General features: G+C 33.1%; 12 protein-coding genes. 7 read left to right on the forward strand and 5 right to left on the reverse strand.

What is annotated here, in order from left to right; translation table 11 throughout:
• Positions 1-91: 91 nt before the first annotated feature.
• Together Q4Q39_RS06230 and Q4Q39_RS06235 are read right to left on the reverse strand one after the other, a co-directional pair.
• Entirely contained in the window at positions 92-5,656 is a 5,565-nt protein-coding gene (locus tag Q4Q39_RS06230; protein ID WP_303281547.1) for an alpha-2-macroglobulin family protein, read from the reverse strand.
• A 130-nt stretch (positions 5,657-5,786) separates the two neighbouring features.
• Positions 5,787-6,845, reverse strand: coding sequence for an isoaspartyl peptidase/L-asparaginase family protein (locus tag Q4Q39_RS06235; RefSeq protein ID WP_303281549.1), 1,059 nt, complete (start codon positions 6,843-6,845; stop codon positions 5,787-5,789).
• Positions 6,846-7,128: 283 nt separating this feature from the next.
• Between Q4Q39_RS06235 and Q4Q39_RS06240 the strand changes: the two genes are divergently transcribed.
• The 4 genes from Q4Q39_RS06240 to Q4Q39_RS06255 all read left to right on the forward strand — a co-directional run bounded on the left by Q4Q39_RS06240 (position 7,129) and on the right by Q4Q39_RS06255 (position 12,083).
• Complete coding sequence (locus tag Q4Q39_RS06240; protein WP_303281550.1) at positions 7,129-7,614, forward strand: CAP domain-containing protein; 486 nt, start codon at positions 7,129-7,131, stop codon at positions 7,612-7,614.
• Positions 7,615-7,762: 148 nt separating this feature from the next.
• Positions 7,763-9,316 (forward strand): L-piperidine-6-carboxylate dehydrogenase, encoded by a 1,554-nt coding sequence (gene amaB / locus Q4Q39_RS06245; protein WP_303281551.1) that lies wholly within the window; start codon positions 7,763-7,765, stop codon positions 9,314-9,316.
• A gap of 194 nt (positions 9,317-9,510) precedes the next feature.
• A complete protein-coding gene (locus Q4Q39_RS06250) occupies positions 9,511-10,890 on the forward strand; it encodes a DUF1800 domain-containing protein (RefSeq protein ID WP_303281552.1) in 1,380 nt (459 codons plus the stop codon).
• 2 nt (positions 10,891-10,892) lie between these two features.
• The gene (locus Q4Q39_RS06255; RefSeq protein WP_303281553.1) at positions 10,893-12,083 is read left to right on the forward strand and encodes a DUF1501 domain-containing protein; all 1,191 of its coding nucleotides are present in this window, start codon (positions 10,893-10,895) and stop codon (positions 12,081-12,083) included.
• A gap of 219 nt (positions 12,084-12,302) precedes the next feature.
• Here Q4Q39_RS06255 and Q4Q39_RS06260 read toward each other — a convergent pair whose 3' ends face one another.
• Genes Q4Q39_RS06260 through Q4Q39_RS06270 form a run of 3 tightly spaced genes read right to left on the reverse strand, consistent with a single transcriptional unit; the run spans position 12,303 to position 15,277 of the window.
• Entirely contained in the window at positions 12,303-13,436 is a 1,134-nt protein-coding gene (locus tag Q4Q39_RS06260; RefSeq protein WP_303282031.1) for an ATP-binding protein, read from the reverse strand.
• A gap of 42 nt (positions 13,437-13,478) precedes the next feature.
• The gene (locus tag Q4Q39_RS06265) at positions 13,479-14,522 is read right to left on the reverse strand and encodes a hypothetical protein (RefSeq protein ID WP_303281554.1); all 1,044 of its coding nucleotides are present in this window, start codon (positions 14,520-14,522) and stop codon (positions 13,479-13,481) included.
• Positions 14,523-14,524: 2 nt separating this feature from the next.
• A complete protein-coding gene (locus Q4Q39_RS06270) occupies positions 14,525-15,277 on the reverse strand; it encodes an SDR family NAD(P)-dependent oxidoreductase (protein WP_303281555.1) in 753 nt (250 codons plus the stop codon).
• A gap of 224 nt (positions 15,278-15,501) precedes the next feature.
• Between Q4Q39_RS06270 and Q4Q39_RS06275 the strand changes: the two genes are divergently transcribed.
• The 3 genes from Q4Q39_RS06275 (at position 15,502) to Q4Q39_RS06285 (ending at position 18,765) form a co-directional block, all read left to right on the forward strand.
• On the forward strand, positions 15,502-16,593 hold the full coding sequence (locus tag Q4Q39_RS06275; RefSeq protein WP_303281556.1) for a DUF4382 domain-containing protein: 1,092 nt from the start codon (positions 15,502-15,504) through the stop codon (positions 16,591-16,593).
• Positions 16,594-16,781: 188 nt separating this feature from the next.
• On the forward strand, positions 16,782-17,783 hold the full coding sequence (locus Q4Q39_RS06280) for an AAA family ATPase (RefSeq protein ID WP_303281557.1): 1,002 nt from the start codon (positions 16,782-16,784) through the stop codon (positions 17,781-17,783).
• A gap of 115 nt (positions 17,784-17,898) precedes the next feature.
• A complete protein-coding gene (locus Q4Q39_RS06285) occupies positions 17,899-18,765 on the forward strand; it encodes a DUF58 domain-containing protein (protein WP_303281558.1) in 867 nt (288 codons plus the stop codon).
• Positions 18,766-18,807: the final 42 nt, after the last annotated feature.

Raw genomic sequence — 18,807 nt, forward strand, 5'->3', positions numbered from 1 at the left:
CCCAATTAAATCTTCCGTTTTTGATTCCTAAAAGAAATCAAATCCACCTTCCCTTATTTCCAAGGGAAGGTGTTTTAAGGGTTTAAAGTAATTACTTCTTAACAGTAATCCATTTTCCTTTAGTTCTTACCAAATACTCATTATCATACATGGCTTCTGCTTGAACACCTGGTAAATAATAAGTGCCTAAATACGATGCGTTTAGCATAACATTAAATATTTTGGTACTCTGTCTTCCTTTTCGTTGTAAATCGAAATAGAAATTAACGCGATCGTCTCTAATATCTGTAAACCTGGCTTGACTGGTTGCCGTGCTTCCAAAATCTGTAAAACGGGTATTTACAATGTCCCAACCTGATGGAAATATTTGTGTTAATGCCACATCATTTATAGCTTCATTTTTAAGATTGCTAACTTTTACAGTTGCTACAAAATCCTGACCTTGTTGTAGTTCTGAGATATTAATTGTATGTCCTCTCAAGTCTTTATATTGTATTGAAACACTTAATCCGCGTTGTTCTGTTAATTCCTGGCCAAGCGGTAATTTTCCGGAGTTTAAAACACGTACATAAACAATATTGTCTTTATTATTAGTAAAGGATAATGTGTTTTCTCCATCAACAATGTTTAATTCGCGTTGTGCAATGGCACTTTTAGTGTTTATGGTTTCTGCTTTTCCGTTTATAGTGTAGTTTACATGAAGTGCTTTACCGCCATTAGCAGTTACCATTTTTGCAATAGCTAATAAACTGTAGGCTGTTGTTTGGGTACTCATCCAACGATTACTCGATAAATCTTTGGCAATATACTGGGACAGTTCTCGTCTTTTTGAGTTTTTAGTAAGCACCATCGTTTCTAAAGCCATGGCACGATTTCTATCAACAGAGCCGTAAGTATAATAGTTGTAACGAACAGGCTTAAAGTTGATATTTGCTGATTTAGAAATAGATTCGCTGGCCTCTTTTTGACCTGCCAATGCATATGCTGCTGCCAGTCGCCATTTGGCTTCGTTTGATATTTCGCTAAACTCACGTAATCTATTCATTGCAGCTAAATCTGCTTGTCCTGCTAACGCTAGAGTATACAACCTATAAGCTTGTGCTAAGTCTGAATTATAAGACCTATAACTCGGTCTCCACTCTCTTGCTATTTGTTGTTGGTATTTAACCCAATTACTTTTAAAGGTAAGCGGTAAAACAAAACCTTTCTTTTCAGCTTCAAGCATAAAATGGCCTGCATAACTGGTTCCCCAATCATTCGTATCGTTTTCTCCCATCCAATAGCTTAAACCGCCGTTTGGTTTTTGAAAATGACCCAAACGTTTGATGCCGTTTTCAATATTACTCTTGATTTTTTGCTTTTTATCATGTGTTAAATCGAAAATATCATTTAAAAATAACTGCGGAAATACGCTCGATGTCGTTTGCTCTACGCATCCATGTGGGTATTGAATTAGGTACTGTAGCCTACGTGAGAAATCCATTGGAGGCATCGTAGAGAATTCCAGGGTTGCTGAATTAGTTCCATAAACTCCAAATGTTGAGAATGCTATAGATTCTGATGCATTTGCTTCTAAAGTTTGATCTATTGGTTTTGATGTAATTGGATTTGGATTTATCACATCTAACTCAACTTTAAAAGTCGATTTTTCACCATTCCCAGAGGCGATCACTTCTACAGTGTTAACCCCTTTTGCTTTGCTAACATCCAGTTCAAAATAGACCATTTTTTCATCTGGATTCGCAAAAGTGAGCGTTTTTGATTTGTGGCCAACAACAGAAATTCCATTACTGAGTCTCAAGCTAATGTTTACGTTTTTTACTTTGGATTCCATTGCGAAAACAGTAACTGGAAGCATAACTTTTTCACCTGGGCTTAATTTTCGCGGAAGCGATGCTAATACCATTAAAGGTTTTTTTACTGTAACCGTTTTGTCTGTACTTCCATAAGCTTCGTTTGTATTGTTTCCGGCTACCACCATAGTTCTTACGGATCCGATGTAATTAGGCATTTTTATTTTATGCGTTTTACGATCACCAGCATTTAAAGTAAAAGGTCCTAAATAAGTAACTACAGGTTTAAAGCGGTTTGCTTTTTTGTTCTTTCCACCAGCAGCACTTCCATCACCACCTATTGCAAATACTTGATCGATACTGCCAGAATAAGCGCCGATAACATCATCAAAAATATCCCATGTTTTTACTCCCAATGCTTCGCGAGCATAAAAAGAGTTCCAAGCGTTTGGTGTTTTAAAACGTGTTAAATCCAATAGACCTTCTTCAACCATGGCAATGGTATAAGTCATGGCTTTATTGTTTTTTTCTGAAACAGTGATCTCAAATTCTTGCTCTGGACGCAATTTGTCGGGCATTTTTAATTCAGGCTCTAATTTAGTTTTTGGGTCTTCAACTAACATAGGGATGACTCCAAATAGTCGAATTGGTAAATCGTTAGCCGAAATAGCATGTGGTTGTAATAATGAAATATTGATAAACACATTAGGAGCCATTTCAGACGTTACAGGGATATTAACTATGGTTTCACCTGGTTTTGTTTTTACCCATTTATGTTCTAGCACTTCTGTACCATTTTCAATGCTTACTAATGCACGTCCTTCGCTACCCGATTGAAATGTTACCTTAGCCGTTTCTCCAACATTGTACTTCTCTTTATCTGCCGAAAAAACAAGCATTTTTGCAGCATCTTTATTACTTGAAGATGAATTTTGCCACCAATTTTTATAAAAATAGGCTGTTCTTCCTGTAGCATGACCACTAACAGGATCTTTAATTCTTATAAGATAACGACCACGTTCGTCATCTGGAATATTGATGTTTAATGTTGCTTTCCCGTTAGCGTTGGTGCTTATTTTAGAGTTTAAATACGGTCTGTGATAGCTACTGGATACATAGCTTGATAAATTGTCGTAAGAGGAGTTCCACCACCAACGCCATTCAATTTTATAAACCTTTACTTCTAGGTTATTTCGTTGTATTGGATTTCCTTTGGCGTCGACTACGACTAAGTCAAAGCTTTGATTTTCGTCTGTAAAATAAGAACCGTAAGCATTGCCTTTTGGAGAACGTAACCCAACAAAAGACTCGTAAGGCGCATATTGTTTTGTAAAAGCATCTAATGAGAAATCACCACCATTTTCGAAAGCACGTACTAAAAATTGAACGTTTAACATGCCTGGGGCATTTTTACCAACAGCTATTTTATTAGTAATTTTAGCTCGTCCTTCTTCATTTACTTTCCCTTCAAAAACATTAATCTCTTCAGTATTAAATTGACGAGTAGGATCATTAAACGTATAGCCTTTATATTTTTTAAAGCCAGCATGCGAGCTACTAAATTTTGCTTTTATTTCAGCCTTTAGGTTTTTTCCGGGAGCACCATGAAGCCACTTTATATCTAGATTTCCTTTTAAAGGTGCTGTACTGGTAAGCACATCATTTTCAAAATCAACTTTAATTTTTAATCGGTTAGGTTTAACAGTTTCAATTTTTAAGCCTTTATGAAACGTAGCGCCTCCAACAGAGACCTTGGCATTGTAATGTCCTGTTTTATCTTCTGAAGACGTAGGCACTGTAAATTTGAAAAAATTATTAATGTTATCTGTGGTGACTTCTTTAAAGACTAATTTTCCATTAGGATCAGTAACTTCAAGTTTTACAGGGTGCTGTTTAGGAAGATTATTCGCTTTGTCATTTAACATGAATGTTAAGTGCAGCGTATCACCAGGTCGCCAAACTCCACGCTCACCGTAAATATAACCTTTAAGTCCTCGTTGTAATCTGTTTCCAGAAACATCAAACTTACTTAGCGATAAAGAATTGCCATCGTGAAGTTTTATGTAACTAACATTATTTCCTTTTGAAACAATCGCAAAAGCTGCATGTTTTTCAGCATCAATAATGGTTAAACCTTCTTTATCTGTAGTTTTTTCTTCTAGTTTTTGTTGCTGGAAGTTATAAAGTGATACGGTTGCGTTTGCTTCTGGATTGGTATTTAAAATATTTGTAACCGCAAAGTAATATGAATTGTTGGTGCCTCGTTTCGCAATCACGCCTAGATTTGAAGCGATAAGATTTTGAGATGTAATACGGTTTTCGTTATAATAGGCACTATGACAAGGGTTTTCTCGCTCCCTCCAGTTGTACGAATAGTTTCGGTATCTGTAATTTAGGTTATTCCAGTAGGCTTCTTCTTTTAATTCCTCATCGTCAATAGTTTCTTCGCCATAATCTTCTTCATAGTATTCATCTTCGTAATAATCATCTCCGTTTTCAACATTATTCACATTAGCAACAGCATCGCAATCATAGAGTGAATAGCTTTTGTTAAAACTAACTTCTACACGGTAAATAGCACCTGGATCTGCTTTGAAAAATTTTGAAAGATCAATACTGTAAGCTTTCCATTTCCCTGTATTTTCTGCTTCCGATACTAACGGAATGGTCTTTTTTGCAATACGACGCCCTACTTTTCTAATTTCATGACTATTATTACTATTCATGTTATTGTCTTGTAAAAATTGAAGAATATTATCTTCAAAAATTTTAATAACTCTAACATCAACAGCACTTAAATTAACGGCTTCAAAATTAAATTTTAGTTGCTCCGAATTTGGTAAAATACTACCATTGCTAATTAAACGTACTTGCGGTTTTAATTCTTCAAAAGCAATAATTTCAGAAAAAGGGTTTTTAAGTTTTACGCCATCTGTGTTTTTAATGCCTTGGAAAATATCTACCTGAATATTGCCCACCAATTTAGTGCCTGGATATACTTTTAGTACATTACCATCAACCACATATTTTGGGTTTTTTGCATTTTGAATTGATACTAAACCATCAAAGTTTTGTTGTTTTTTTAACGGGTCTGAAAAGTTGATCAATAAATGTTGCTCAGGTGATTGAATAACATCCGTTTTAGTAATGGTGAAGTTGTTTACTCCCGGAATAATTATTTTGTTTTCCCCTTTATTACCAGCCTTAATAGATTTTCCATTCCAGGAAACGGTAATATCACTATCATCTGTTAAACGATTTATACTATCTATTTTAAAATCGAAAACCTTACTTTTTTCATTTGTTTCGTTAAATACAATGTTTAAGTTACTTCCGTTTTGGGAAGCTTTTACTAATTGTTTCGCATGGTCTAGACTAATAACATCAGCCGATTTAATAACACCTTCTAAGTACTGCCAATTTTTACTATAAGATTGAAGATTATTAGTAACAATACTAAAGCTTGGTGTAATGGTTTTAAATTGAAACGTGTATGCTTTAAAGTCTTTAGGGATATCCTTATAAATATCGTTAAGTTTAATTGTGACTGCGTATTCGGTATCTGGTTGAAGTGGTTTGTCTGGAGTAAATAATAAAGCATGCTTGTTGGCTACCATCAATTTACCTTGCACATGTGGTTTTATAGAAATAATAGGATCTGTAATCTCTTGGCCCATTTCCCAACCTTCAACATCTTCAGTTAGACTTATTTCAATGGGGCTCATCACTGATGTTAACCCAGAAGAAGTGAAACTTATATAATCTTTGAATTTAAAAAGGTTATCAGTTTCAACAACTTTTTCTTTACAGGATATAGCTAACACAATAAGGAGTATGAGAGCAAATGATTTTTTTAATAGCATAAGTGATGGTTTTAAATGAAAAAATAAAAATAGCTTGAAAAAAGAAAGTGTAGGCTGTTTCTTGTTAAACTAGTTACGTTCAAATTTTGTTCTTTAGATTTTGAGTTGTTGTTAAATTATTCTTAAAAGCTTAATCGTTATAAATACCAATTGATAATTCGCCTTTGTCATTCATTGTTGCTCGATACATGCCAGTTGTATTAAACTCTGTAACCATATTACCGTTTTTATCAACAGCAATAATGCCTCCTGTACCTCCTAAATTTGATAGCTTGTTTTGGATAACCTCTTTGGAGGCTTCTTGCAAAGATAAATTTTTATACGCCATAAGGGCAGAAATATCGTGCGCTACCATAGCACGAATAAAATACTCTCCCCAACCAGTGCCGGATACCGCGCAGGTATTGTTGTTTGCATAAGTACCTGCTCCAATAATAGGCGAATCTCCAATACGTCCCCAGCGTTTATTTGTCATGCCTCCAGTCGATGTGCCTGCAGCCAAGTTTCCATTTTTATCGAGTGCGACACAGCCTACAGTTCCAAATTTAGAGTTTTTAATATCATCATCGTAAAAGCAGGCCGTTTTTTCATCATGATCTAATTCAATTTTTTCCGATTCTTTTATTTTTTCAAGGGACTTGTGTCGTCTTTCAGTATAAAAATAATCAGGAGGAACAAGTTGTAGACCTTGCTCTTTAGCAAAAGTATTGGCACCATTTCCAGATAGCATAACATGAGGTGAATGATCCATGATAGTTCTTGCTAAATCTATAGGGTTTTTAACAATAGTTGTTCCTGTAGACGCTCCGGCATTTAATGTTTTTCCGTCCATGATAGAAGCATCATGTTCGTTGGTGCCTGCATTAGTGAAAACAGCTCCTTTTCCAGCATTAAATAAAGGCGAATTTTCCATAACATTAATTGTTTTTTGTACAGCGTCCAAACTAGACCCACCATTTTTTAAGATGTTGTACCCAATTTTTATGGCTTCCTCTAAGGTTGCTTTATAAGCAACTTCTTTTTCTGGAGACATATTTTTTCTTAAAATAGTGCCGGCACCTCCGTGAATTATTATCGAGAACTCTCGTTTAACTTTATTTTGGTGGTGTGTTTCTGTGTGTGATTTCGATTCATTTTTACAGGAGGTAAATATCAGTAAAACAGCAATTAAAAAAGTAAGTTTTTTCATGGTGAGTAGTAATGATTAAGCGGAATAAAGTTAGTGGTTTTATTGAGAACTTTATCCTAAACCTTTTATATGATTTTCTATAATATCATCATTTAATTCTCATATTTTGGTTTTCACACACACAAAACTAAACACATCGTTTTATTTTTACACCCCTGAATTCCGTGAAATCTACTTTTAATAATTATGTTGTAATATGTTAATACCCATATATGGGTATAGTAGCAAATAAACCATAAAGAGAAAAAGAACGTATATTTGAATATCCCAAATCAAATAATTCATGAAAAACTTTTTATTAAAAACTGGACTTGCAATAGCATTTTTAACCATTTTAACTTGTAATATAGGATGTTCTAAAGACGATTCGGCTGCCGATATTGAAAAGGAAATGAGTATTAATATAGTTAATGAAATACTACAATTAGTTAATAAACATAGACTTAGTATAGGAAAACAAATTTTAGAAACTAATACGTTAGCGGAAGATTTAGCCGAAGAGCATAATACATTCATGATTATTCAAGGAGACATTAGTCATGAAAACTTTGATCATCGAGCAGATAGATTGTTTGACGAGGAAAATGCGAAAGGTGTTGGAGAAAATGTAGCAGCCAAACAAAAATCTGCACATGATGTTATGACTGCCTGGTTAGAAAGTAAAGGGCACAGAGAGAATATAGAAGGTAATTATACACATATTGGTATTAGTGCTATCAAAAATGCGAAAGGGCAGTATTATTACACGCAACTTTTTCTAAAAAAGTGATTTTAAAATTTTGTGATTTCTTCATAGTGCATAGTAATAGATAAATACAATACAGGCAGTGCTTTTACCATTGTTTATTTTGCATTTAAAATACTTTTTATTGCTATATTCGCAAATAATAACACAATAAATAATAATTCAATAATTAATGCAAGCAATAGCAACTGATTTTGGTATAGATAAAGCACTTAAAGTATTAGGTGTAGAAGGTGTTAACGAAGGGACTTCAACGGGTTCAAATAGTTTTTCTAGTGGTAATATTATAGAGTCTTTTTCTCCAGTCGATGGTCAGTTGATTGGGAAAGTAAAAACGACTACTAAAGAAGATTATGAGAAGGTGATGGAAAGTGCAACAAGTGCTTTTAAAACTTGGAGAACGATGCCAGCACCACAACGTGGAGAGATTGTACGTCAGTTTGGTGAAAAACTAAGAGAAAAGAAAGAAGCTTTAGGGAAATTAGTTTCCTATGAAATGGGTAAATCTTATCAGGAAGGATTGGGAGAAGTCCAAGAAATGATTGATATCTGTGATTTTGCAGTTGGATTATCTCGTCAGCTTCATGGTTTAACAATGCATTCGGAACGTCCTGGGCACAGAATGTATGAGCAGTACCATCCATTAGGTGTGGTTGGAATTATTTCTGCATTCAATTTTCCAGTGGCAGTTTGGGCATGGAATACGGCCTTGGCTTGGATTTGTGGAGACGTATGTGTTTGGAAACCTTCTGAGAAAACGCCTATCTGTGGTGTAGCTTGCCAGAATATTGCAGCCGAGGTTTTCAAAGAAAATAATCTGCCAGAAGGAATTTGTAATTTAATTAATGGTGATTATAAAGTAGGAGAGTTCATGACGAAGGATACTCGTGTTCCATTAGTTTCTGCAACGGGCTCTACTAGAATGGGTAAAATTGTAGCGCAAGAAGTGGCTGCACGTTTAGGTAAAAGTTTATTAGAACTTGGTGGTAACAATGCGATTATTGTAACACCAGATGCGGATATTAAAATGACGGTTATAGGAGCTGTTTTTGGAGCAGTAGGAACTGCAGGACAACGTTGTACTTCAACACGTCGTTTAATTATTCATGATAGTATATATGATCAAGTTAAGAATGCGGTTGTAGATGCTTATAAGCAATTACGTATTGGAAACCCATTGGATGAAAACAATCATGTAGGCCCTTTAATTGATACGGATGCTGTTAAAATGTATGAAAGTGCATTAACCAAAGTTATTGAAGAAGGTGGGAATATTGTTGTTGAAGGTGGCGTGCTTTCTGGTGAAGGTTATGAAAGTGGTTGTTATGTAAAACCAGCCATTGCTGAAGCAAAACCTAATTTTGAAATTGTACAACATGAAACTTTTGCTCCTGTTTTATATTTACTTAAATATTCAGGAGGTGTTGAAAATGCTATAGATATTCAAAATGAAGTAGCTCAAGGGTTAAGTTCTGCTATTATGACCAATAATTTAAGAGAAGCAGAGCGATTCTTATCTGTAAATGGCTCAGATTGTGGTATAGCTAATGTAAACATAGGAACTTCTGGCGCCGAAATCGGTGGTGCTTTTGGAGGAGAAAAAGAAACTGGGGGTGGCCGCGAATCTGGTTCTGATGCTTGGAAAATTTATATGAGACGTCAAACCAATACTATAAATTATACAACAGAGTTGCCTTTAGCCCAGGGAATTAAATTTGATTTATAAATCGAAAATAAAATATAAAATGATTAAAAGCCGTTTCAATTTGAAACGGCTTTTTTGTATCTTGGTTTTAAGATCTATTTCTTGTTTGAAATATCCATAATGAAGACAAGTAGATACATCAAGGATTAAACCTTTTTAATTAATTCAAGTCAAAGCAATTGTAAAACACTCATAATCCTTCAAATTCAATTTATATGAAGACTAAACATGTTCAACATTTATATTGGCGTATTGGTTTTGGAATTTTACCAACAGAACTTGAAAAGCTTTCTAAGAAAAATAAAAAGGCTGTAGTTAATGGCCTTATTAATGCTTCAAAAACAATAACACCTTTAAAGCTTGATACTTCCGAACTTGATGATTTACTAAGTGGATCTTATGAAAAAACTAGAGAAAACATCAAAAAAGTTCAAACGATAAGTCGACAAAAAACCAAAGAATTGAATGTGGCTTGGGTAGATAGGCTTGCAGGTACAAAAGAATTGTTACGAGAAAAAATGACCCTGTTTTGGGCGAATCATTTTGTATGCGAAGACAATAATTATGTATATAGTCAACAATTTCATAATACTTTGAGGACTCATGCTTTAGGAAACTTTAAAGATTTTGTTATGGCCATTTCTAAAGAAGCGGCTATGACGAAATACTTAAATACCAAGCAAAATCGTAAACAAAAACCTAATGAGAATTTTGCACGTGAGCTTATGGAACTATTCACGTTAGGTGTTGGACATTATACTGAAGATGATATAAAAGAAAGTGCCAGAGCATTTACAGGTTATAGCCACAATTTACAAGGGGGATTTGTTTTTAGAAAGCGCCAACATGATGAAAGTATCAAAACCTTTTTTGGTAGGTCAGGAAATTTCAATGGTGATGATATTGTTAATATTATTCTAGAAAACAAACAATGTGCAAAGTTTATATGTAGAAAAATGTATCGTTATTTTGTTAATGACATTATAGATGAAAACCACGTTAATGAGATGGCAGATGTGTTTTATGCTGATTATAACATAGAGAATATTATGCGTTATATGATGCTTTCAGATTGGTTTTATGATGAAAAAAATATAGGAACGAAAATAAAATCTCCTATCGAATTTTTAGTAGGTATAAAAAAGATTGTTCCTGTAAACTTTAAAAACCCGAAACAGCTATTATACATTCAAAAATTATTAGGTCAAATATTACTAAACCCACCAAATGTAGCAGGCTGGAAAGGTGGCAGAAATTGGATTGATAGCAATACCATAGTTATGCGTTTAAAATTACCATCACTAATTTTGAATAACGCTTATATTTCTAAGGCTAAAAAAGGAACGTCTGATATCGTTGCGGAAACTAAAAAGCAGATGTTTAAAAAGAAGTTTGAAAAACGTTTTAAAACAGAAAGTAATTGGAGCTATTTTAATGATCAGTTTAAAAATGTAGATATCAGTAATTTAGAAAACTACATGCTTGCATGTACTATGGGTGAAACTGCTAGCGTATATTTAGAATCGCTAAGTAAAGTGTCGAAACAGGAGCATTGTGTGCAACTGATGTCATTACCAGAATATCAAATGTGTTAATTATGGACAGAAGAAAATTTTTAAAAAAATCATCTTTAGCGAGTAGCTTATTTTTTGTTCCAAGTTTTGTAAAGGCTTTTGAGGAAGTAACGAGTAGCTACTTAGGTTATAAAAGATTGGTAATTATACAATTATCTGGAGGAAACGATGGCTTAAATACTGTGATTCCGTTTAGAAATGATTTGTACTATAAAGAACGCCCTACTTTGGCAATTCCAAAAAAAAGTATTATAAAGCTTAACGAAGATATTGGATTGCACCCAAGTCTAACACCTTTAAAGCGTTTATATGATGAAGGTTATCTGTCCATCATTAATAATGTAGGGTATCCAAACCCTGTTAGGTCGCATTTTAGATCTATGGATATTTGGCAAACGGCCACAGATTCAGATAAATATATGCAAAGTGGATGGTTAGGACGATATTTAGATCACTACGGAAAACATCCGCACAGTGCTATTGAAATTGATGAAAGCTTATCATTAGCTATGAAAGGTGAAGTTATAAACGCTATAGCAACGCAAAACCCTAAATCTTTCTATAACTTATCAAAAGATCCATATTTTAAAAATATCCATAACCATCAAAATGATGCGCATTTAAGTGAACATAATTTAGGTTATTTATACAAGTCTATGATTGCTGCAGAGTCTTCTGCTAAATATATTTATGAAACTTCTAAAACAATTTCGACTAGTAAAGAATACCCAAATAACTCTTTTGGAAAACAGTTAAAAACTACAGCTCAATTTATCAATTCAGGCATAAATACTAAAGTGTTTTATGGGTCGCTAAATGGTTTTGATACGCATGTAAACCAATTAAATGCCCAAAAACGATTATTAAAGAATTATGCTGATTGTATGGGGACTTTTGTACAAGATTTAAAAGATAACGGAACATTTAAAGATACCTTGATTTTAACCTTTTCGGAATTTGGACGTCGTGTTAAACAAAATGCAAGTATAGGTACAGATCATGGTACTGCTAATAATGTATTTATTATTGGAGAGCATTTGAAGAAACAAGGTCTTTATAATAATATGGCTAGTTTAAGTGATTTAGATGATAATGGCGATTTAAAATTTGAAATAGACTTTAGAACTATTTATGCAACAGTTTTGAATAAATGGTTAGAAGTAGATGATGAAAAAATCTTAAATAAATCGTTCAAACAACTAGATTTTATTTAATGTTTTGGTAAAAGTGATTCAGCTGTAGGATTGAAAATCATTTTTGATTTGAAACTGCTTTTTATGCTTTAAAAAAATAGCATAAAAGAAAAAACCTTGCTCCAACTCCAAATTTATCGGGTAAAACAAGGTTATTCTAAAAAGATTAATAGCGGTGCAAAAATAACGCTTTTTCTTGCATTTCAAAATTTGCAGGTCAAGATTATTAACAAATGTTAATTAACTGTATTTAACCTTTCTTAAAATTCGTAATGATTCTTTGTGAAGATTATAAAGCTCTATGCTATGAGCTTTTAAATAAGGTTTAGCTTCATTAAGTTTATTTATGGCTTCCTGAAATGAATTAAGAAAACAGATAAGGTAAGTTCCGGGTAGATTTTTTAAATCTATTTCTTCTCTTTTTGTGAGTGTGAGTCCCTTTTTTAGTTTCTCTAAAATGGCATTATTGGCATTGTAAATATGATGCAATGCTTTTTTGTCAAATTGAGGAGGTTCGAATAATAATGTTGTTTCAATATTATAGCTTGCATTATCTTCGAAACGAATGGTAGTTTCTTCTAATTGATAGTACTTGTTTGTGTTTTGTAGTCCCAGATCTACATATTCAATAATTTTAAAGCTTTCATCATCAAATGAAATAGAGACTTCATCCAAAGCAGAAAAGAATAACCGCACTTGTTCGTTAATTAATTCAATATCTACTCTTGAAAAGAAAACTTCATCCTTTACGGTCTTTTTTTGACCAGCCCAACAGACTACAAAGTACTCTTTAAATACTTTATATTGCGCATTATAATCTTTACGGGTGTTCATGAAATCAAAAACACCATTAAGAGTATGTTCTATATTGTTTTGAGCGTTATTCTCAATAGCCTCAACAATTTTAGAATTAACATCTTTTATTTCTATGTCAAATACTTTAGGCATACTCATACTGCCGTCTCTAAAAAAAACAGAGCCTCCGTAGTATTTCCAGATGTTTTTTCGAAGCGATGTCATTTTACCCGTAGGTCTAATAGTTACTAAACCAACTACTTTATCATCGGGGAGGTGTGGAAATGGAATGTTTTCATATTGTACTATGGGAGGATTGCTCAAGTAAGCATTGATGAGGTTTTGTATTTTGCTATCATCAAAAAAATCGACACCTATAATATTATTGTCTTCATCTTCAACGCCAATAACTATGTAGGAATTATTTTTTGGGTTGCTGTTAGAAAGCGCACAAATATGCTTTAAAAACTTAGCTTTTCCTTCTTTATGACTAATATCTATTTTTCGCTTTTTATCATAAAAACTGTTCTCATCGTTATGAGCTAAGAGATGTTTTATGAGAAGGCGTTTGTTGATCATATCTGTCATTCCTGCGAAGGCAGGAATCTTATGAGTTTTAGTTTAAAATTCTATTGGAATGAAAAATTGATCTTTGTATTTGATCGATTCAAATTGTACTCTATGATTTTGATACCACTGAATTAGCCCTTTCATTTTTTCAATGACGTTCTCAGAATTAGAAGGATCTTGAACATATACCTTGGTTAATTTAGGCATTGCATCTAGCATTAACTTATCAACTTTTCTGTTGAAAAACGGAAATGAATAACCAATGACAATTAAAATTTCAGTTTCTCTAATGGATTCTTTTAAACTTTTGTTAAAATAGGAATCAATATTAAAATTTTCCCATGCAAAAGACATGTTTGGATTATAGTCGTTTTTAGAAGAACGTTTGTTTATATCTAAAAACACTTCTACAAGAGAAGATTCGATACTATCAAATTCATTTAAAATCTCGAATAGTTCTTTGTTTTTATCTATAAATCCAGTGGTTCCATTGATTTTAAAAACACTAAATTCAGTTTCGTTTTTTATTATATTACTACCTTTAGAAAACAGGTTTAATATATGTTTAGAGTTATTTATTGTTGTATTGACAAAACGATTAAAAGCTATTTCTAATTGAGAATCATAATTCCAAGAAAGAATTTTTAAATTTTCAGGAAGTTTTGATAAATCATCTAAAATTGAAGCAAAAAAGCTGTCATAACGTTTATCAAATTTTTTGGTTTGTAAATAGAGGAAAAAACAAGACAATATGATTTTAAGCTTTTTTAGGTTTTTATTATCTTTTTGTAAGTAAAGTTTTTTAGCAAAAGTATCTATACTTGTATGGTTTTCAGCTCCAGTTTTCAGCCAAATAATATCATTATAAAATTTTTTGACATTTTGAGAAATATTTTCGTTTGCTTGATGTTTAGAGAGATACCGATTAATAATACTATCTCTAAATACAATAGAATGATTGGGTGAACTAGAAGTCAAAATACTTGGATTGAATTCTTCTGCAAAATCGTTTAGAGCATTAGGGATTTTATCTACAATTGGTAGTGCTCCAATACTTGCTCCCGCACCTAATAAGTAAGTTATGTTTTTACTCATAATTACACGTTCTTTTTCACAATCGTACTACTAGCTTGCGCAGTAGGAAACACCAATAAATCTGCAATATTTACATGAGGAGGTCTAGAAATCGCAAAGTAAATAATCTCTGCAATATCGTTAGCTTGTAATGCTTTAAAACCTTTATAAACCGAGTCGGCAACTTCATCCCCTTTAAAGCGAACTTGAGAAAACTCAGTTTCTACCAATCCAGGACTTATGGCACCTACTTTTATTCCAAATGGATTTAAGTCTATGCGCATACCTTCCGTAATTGCTAAAACAGCATGCTTGCTAGCACAATACACATTTCCTTTAGGATAAACTTCTTTACCTGCCGAAGAACCAATGTTAATAATATGTCCAGATTGGCGGGCAGTCATTTGTGGAATAATAGCTTTGCTTACGTAAAGTAATCCCTTTACGTTAATATCCATCATGGCATCCCAGTCATCAATACTTCCTTCGTTTATAGGGTCTAAACCATGCGCATTACCAGCATTATTTATTAAAATATCAATATTTTGAAAAGCATTAGGAAGTGATTCAATAGCTTGAAGTGTTTTCGTTTTGTCACGAACATCGAAGTTTAAAATATGCACATTGGTTAACCGTTCCAATGCTTTTTGGATGGTGTTTAGACGATTTAAACGCCTCCCACATAAAACTAAATGAATACCGTGTTTTGCAAATTCATAAGCAGTAGCTTCTCCGATACCGCTTGTTGCTCCGGTAATTAGGGCTGTTTTTTTCATTTCCTTAATTATAATTAAAAAACAATTTTTTATGCTTTTTACAGGTTATATACCTTTTTTAGCAATTCACGTATAAAAATACTTAAAACTGGTTTAATATCGTATTATTGAGTTTAAATTATAATTAATCCCTAGACTATAAGTTTGTTGCAAGTGGAAAGATGTTTTTTAATGACATCTAAATTCATTGGAATAACTAGTAGCTTAAAAATTAGAATGATAATATGAGAACTTTAAATAAACTAAAGTTATCACTCTTTTCCTTGATATTAATATTCATTTTTGGATGCCATAGTTCGGAATCAAATAATACAAACTTATTAGCTCCGACTATTTCCATTAAATTGGTAGATAAGTCTGGAGATTTTGAAGAAGTGAATGTTGAAGTTGTAGATGTTTTGATTAAAATGGATAATGATTGGATATCACTTAATTCAAATCAAAAAGTGATAAACTTATTAGATCTTACTGGCGGTGTTCATGAAATTTTAGTGGATAAGTTTCCTATTCCTCCTGGAACTTTAAAGCAAATAAGATTAGTATTAGGAGAAAATAACACGATTGTTATTAAAAATGATTTTAATGAAGGTGTGGCGCATGATTTGAAAACACCAAGTGCACAACAATCTGGTTTAAAATTAAAAGTAGATGCGTTAATAGAAGAAGGCTTTACTTATGATTTTGTTTTAGATTTTGATGTTGATAAATCGGTTATAATTGCCGGAAAATCTGGGAATATTAACTTAAAACCAGTAATGAGGGTAACGACAGAAGTGAGTTCTGGGATTATAGAAGGATCTGTACTTCCTGTTGATGAATCTGCTGTAGCATCTGTTGTAGACACCAAAGGAACATCTGAAACTGAAGATGATGAAGTTATTTCTGCGTACACTAATTATAACGGGGATTTTGCGCTCTGGGGAGTTCCTACTGGAACCTATGAGGTTGTACTAACTCCTGTAGATTCAAATTCTAAATACAAGGTAACAACTGTTTCTGATGTAGAAGTAGTTAATGGTGACATTACTGTTATTAAACCTGCTATAGAATTAGCATTAAAAGAAGGGACTATTACAGGGGAAATACTTAATAAAAATGTTGTGGTGACGGCTTCTATTGTAGTGAACGGTATTGATATTCAGGTTAATACAAATCAAGAAGGTGTGTTTCTTCTTGAAAATATTCCAATCGGAGTTTACAAAATTACATTAACACCTGCAGATGGATCGGGACTTGTGAAAGTCGAGTTAAATAATGAAGAAGTAAAAGAAGATCAAATAAATGATTTAGGAGATATTACTTTACCAGAAGTGTAAATATTTATTCCATTAAGTATAAATATTAAGGGCGGTTTCGAAAGAAATTGCCCTTTTTGTTTTAACCAATTATTAACTGAGATTATTAAATATTTTAACCTATCCTTAACAGGATTAAAAGAAAAATTTTAACAATTTGCATTGCTCAAATAAGCTTATTATATTCGGGCTTTAAAAAAATAAAGAAGATGCAAGAAACAGGTACAATTGATATTAAGACAATTAACGAGAAAATTGAAAAGGAAAGTGCTTTTGTTGATTTACTGATGCTAGAAATGAATAAAGTAATTGTAGGCCAAAAACATATGGTTGAACGATTGCTTATTGGATTGTTAGGACGGGGACATATTTTACTTGAAGGTGTTCCTGGATTAGCAAAAACATTGGCAATAAATACTCTGGCACAAGCGGTAGACGGAAGCTTTAGCAGAATACAGTTTACTCCCGATTTATTGCCCGCCGATGTTACGGGAACATTGATTTATAACATGAAGGTTAATGACTTTTCTATAAAGAAAGGACCTATATTCGCTAATTTTGTATTAGCCGATGAGATTAACAGAGCACCTGCTAAAGTACAATCGGCTTTACTAGAAGCGATGCAGGAAAAGCAAGTAACTATTGGCGATGAAACCTTTGTATTAGATAAGCCATTTTTAGTAATGGCAACACAAAATCCAGTAGAGCAAGAAGGAACTTATCCGTTACCAGAAGCTCAGGTTGACCGTTTTATGCTAAAAACGGTTATTGATTATCCGAAAATTGACGAAGAGCAAATGATTATGAGGGCTAATTTGAAAGGCGCTTGGGATAAGGTAAATCCTGTTGTTACAGTATCCCAAATACTAAAAGCTCAAGAAGTGGTTCGCGAAGTGTACATGGATGAGAAAATTGAAAAGTATATTCTAGATATTATATTTGCAACGCGATACCCAGAAAAATATAAACTTGCAGATTTAAAACCTCTTATTTCTTTTGGAGCATCGCCACGTGGAAGTATTAATTTAGCAACCGCAGCTAAATGTTATGCTTTTATTAAACGTCGAGGCTATGTAATCCCAGAAGATGTTCGTGCAGTTGTTTATGATGTATTAAGACATAGAATAGGTATTACTTATGAAGCTGAAGCCGAAAATGTAACTTCAGTAGACATCATTAACAAAATTGTAAACGAGATAGAAGTACCATAAATAATGAGTCTTCAGTATTCAGTAACAGTTAGCAGTTGTTCACTCATAACTGAATACAAAAAGATACAATCAACGGTTTACTGAAAACTGCGACTGAAAACTGTTTACTTAATAGATGGATACTAAAGAATTACTAAAAAAAGTACGAAAAATAGAGATTAAGACACGTCGTTTGTCTGATCATATATTCGGAGGCGAATATCATTCGACCTTTAAAGGGAGAGGTATGACTTTTAGTGAAGTACGCCAATATCAATTTGGTGACGACGTTCGTAATATAGATTGGAACGTAACGGCACGCTACAGCGAACCTTTCGTAAAAGTTTTTGAAGAAGAACGAGAACTTACCATGATGCTTATGGTAGATGTATCTGGTTCTGAATTGTTCGGAACAGAGCAGCAATTTAAAAACGAAGTCGTTACAGAAATTGCAGCGACCTTGGCTTTTTCAGCAACTCAAAACAATGATAAAATTGGACTTATCTTGTTTTCTGATAACGTCGAACTATATATTCCACCTAAAAAAGGACGATCGCATGTACTTCGTATTATTCGTGAACTTATAGAATTTAAACCAGCTAGTAGACAAACGAATTTGGTAGAAGCATTGAAATTTATGCAAAATGTCATGAAGAAAAAAGCCATTGTATTTGTGTTGTCTGATTTTATTGCGGATGATTATCATCAAACCATGAAGATTGTTTCTGGGAAACATGATGTTACTGGTATACGAGTTTACGATAAACATGAAGAAAGCATACCAAACTTAGGAATGGTTCAAATGCAAGATGAAGAAACTGGAGAATTGATGTTAGTAAATACATCATCAAAAAAAGTAAGGCTAAATTATAGTAAATTCTATAATGAAAAAGTAGCTTACTATAAAGAGAGCTTTACAAAATCTGGAGCAGGAGCAATTGATTGTCGTGTTGATGAAAGCTATGTGAAAAAGCTATTGGGATATTTTAAAAGAAGAGGATAAATGTAAATGTAATGTTTGGTTGAGCTCAGTCGAAACCTACTC

The organism is Flavivirga amylovorans (assembly GCF_030540875.1).
GTDB classification, from domain to species: Bacteria; Bacteroidota; Bacteroidia; order Flavobacteriales; family Flavobacteriaceae; genus Flavivirga; species Flavivirga amylovorans.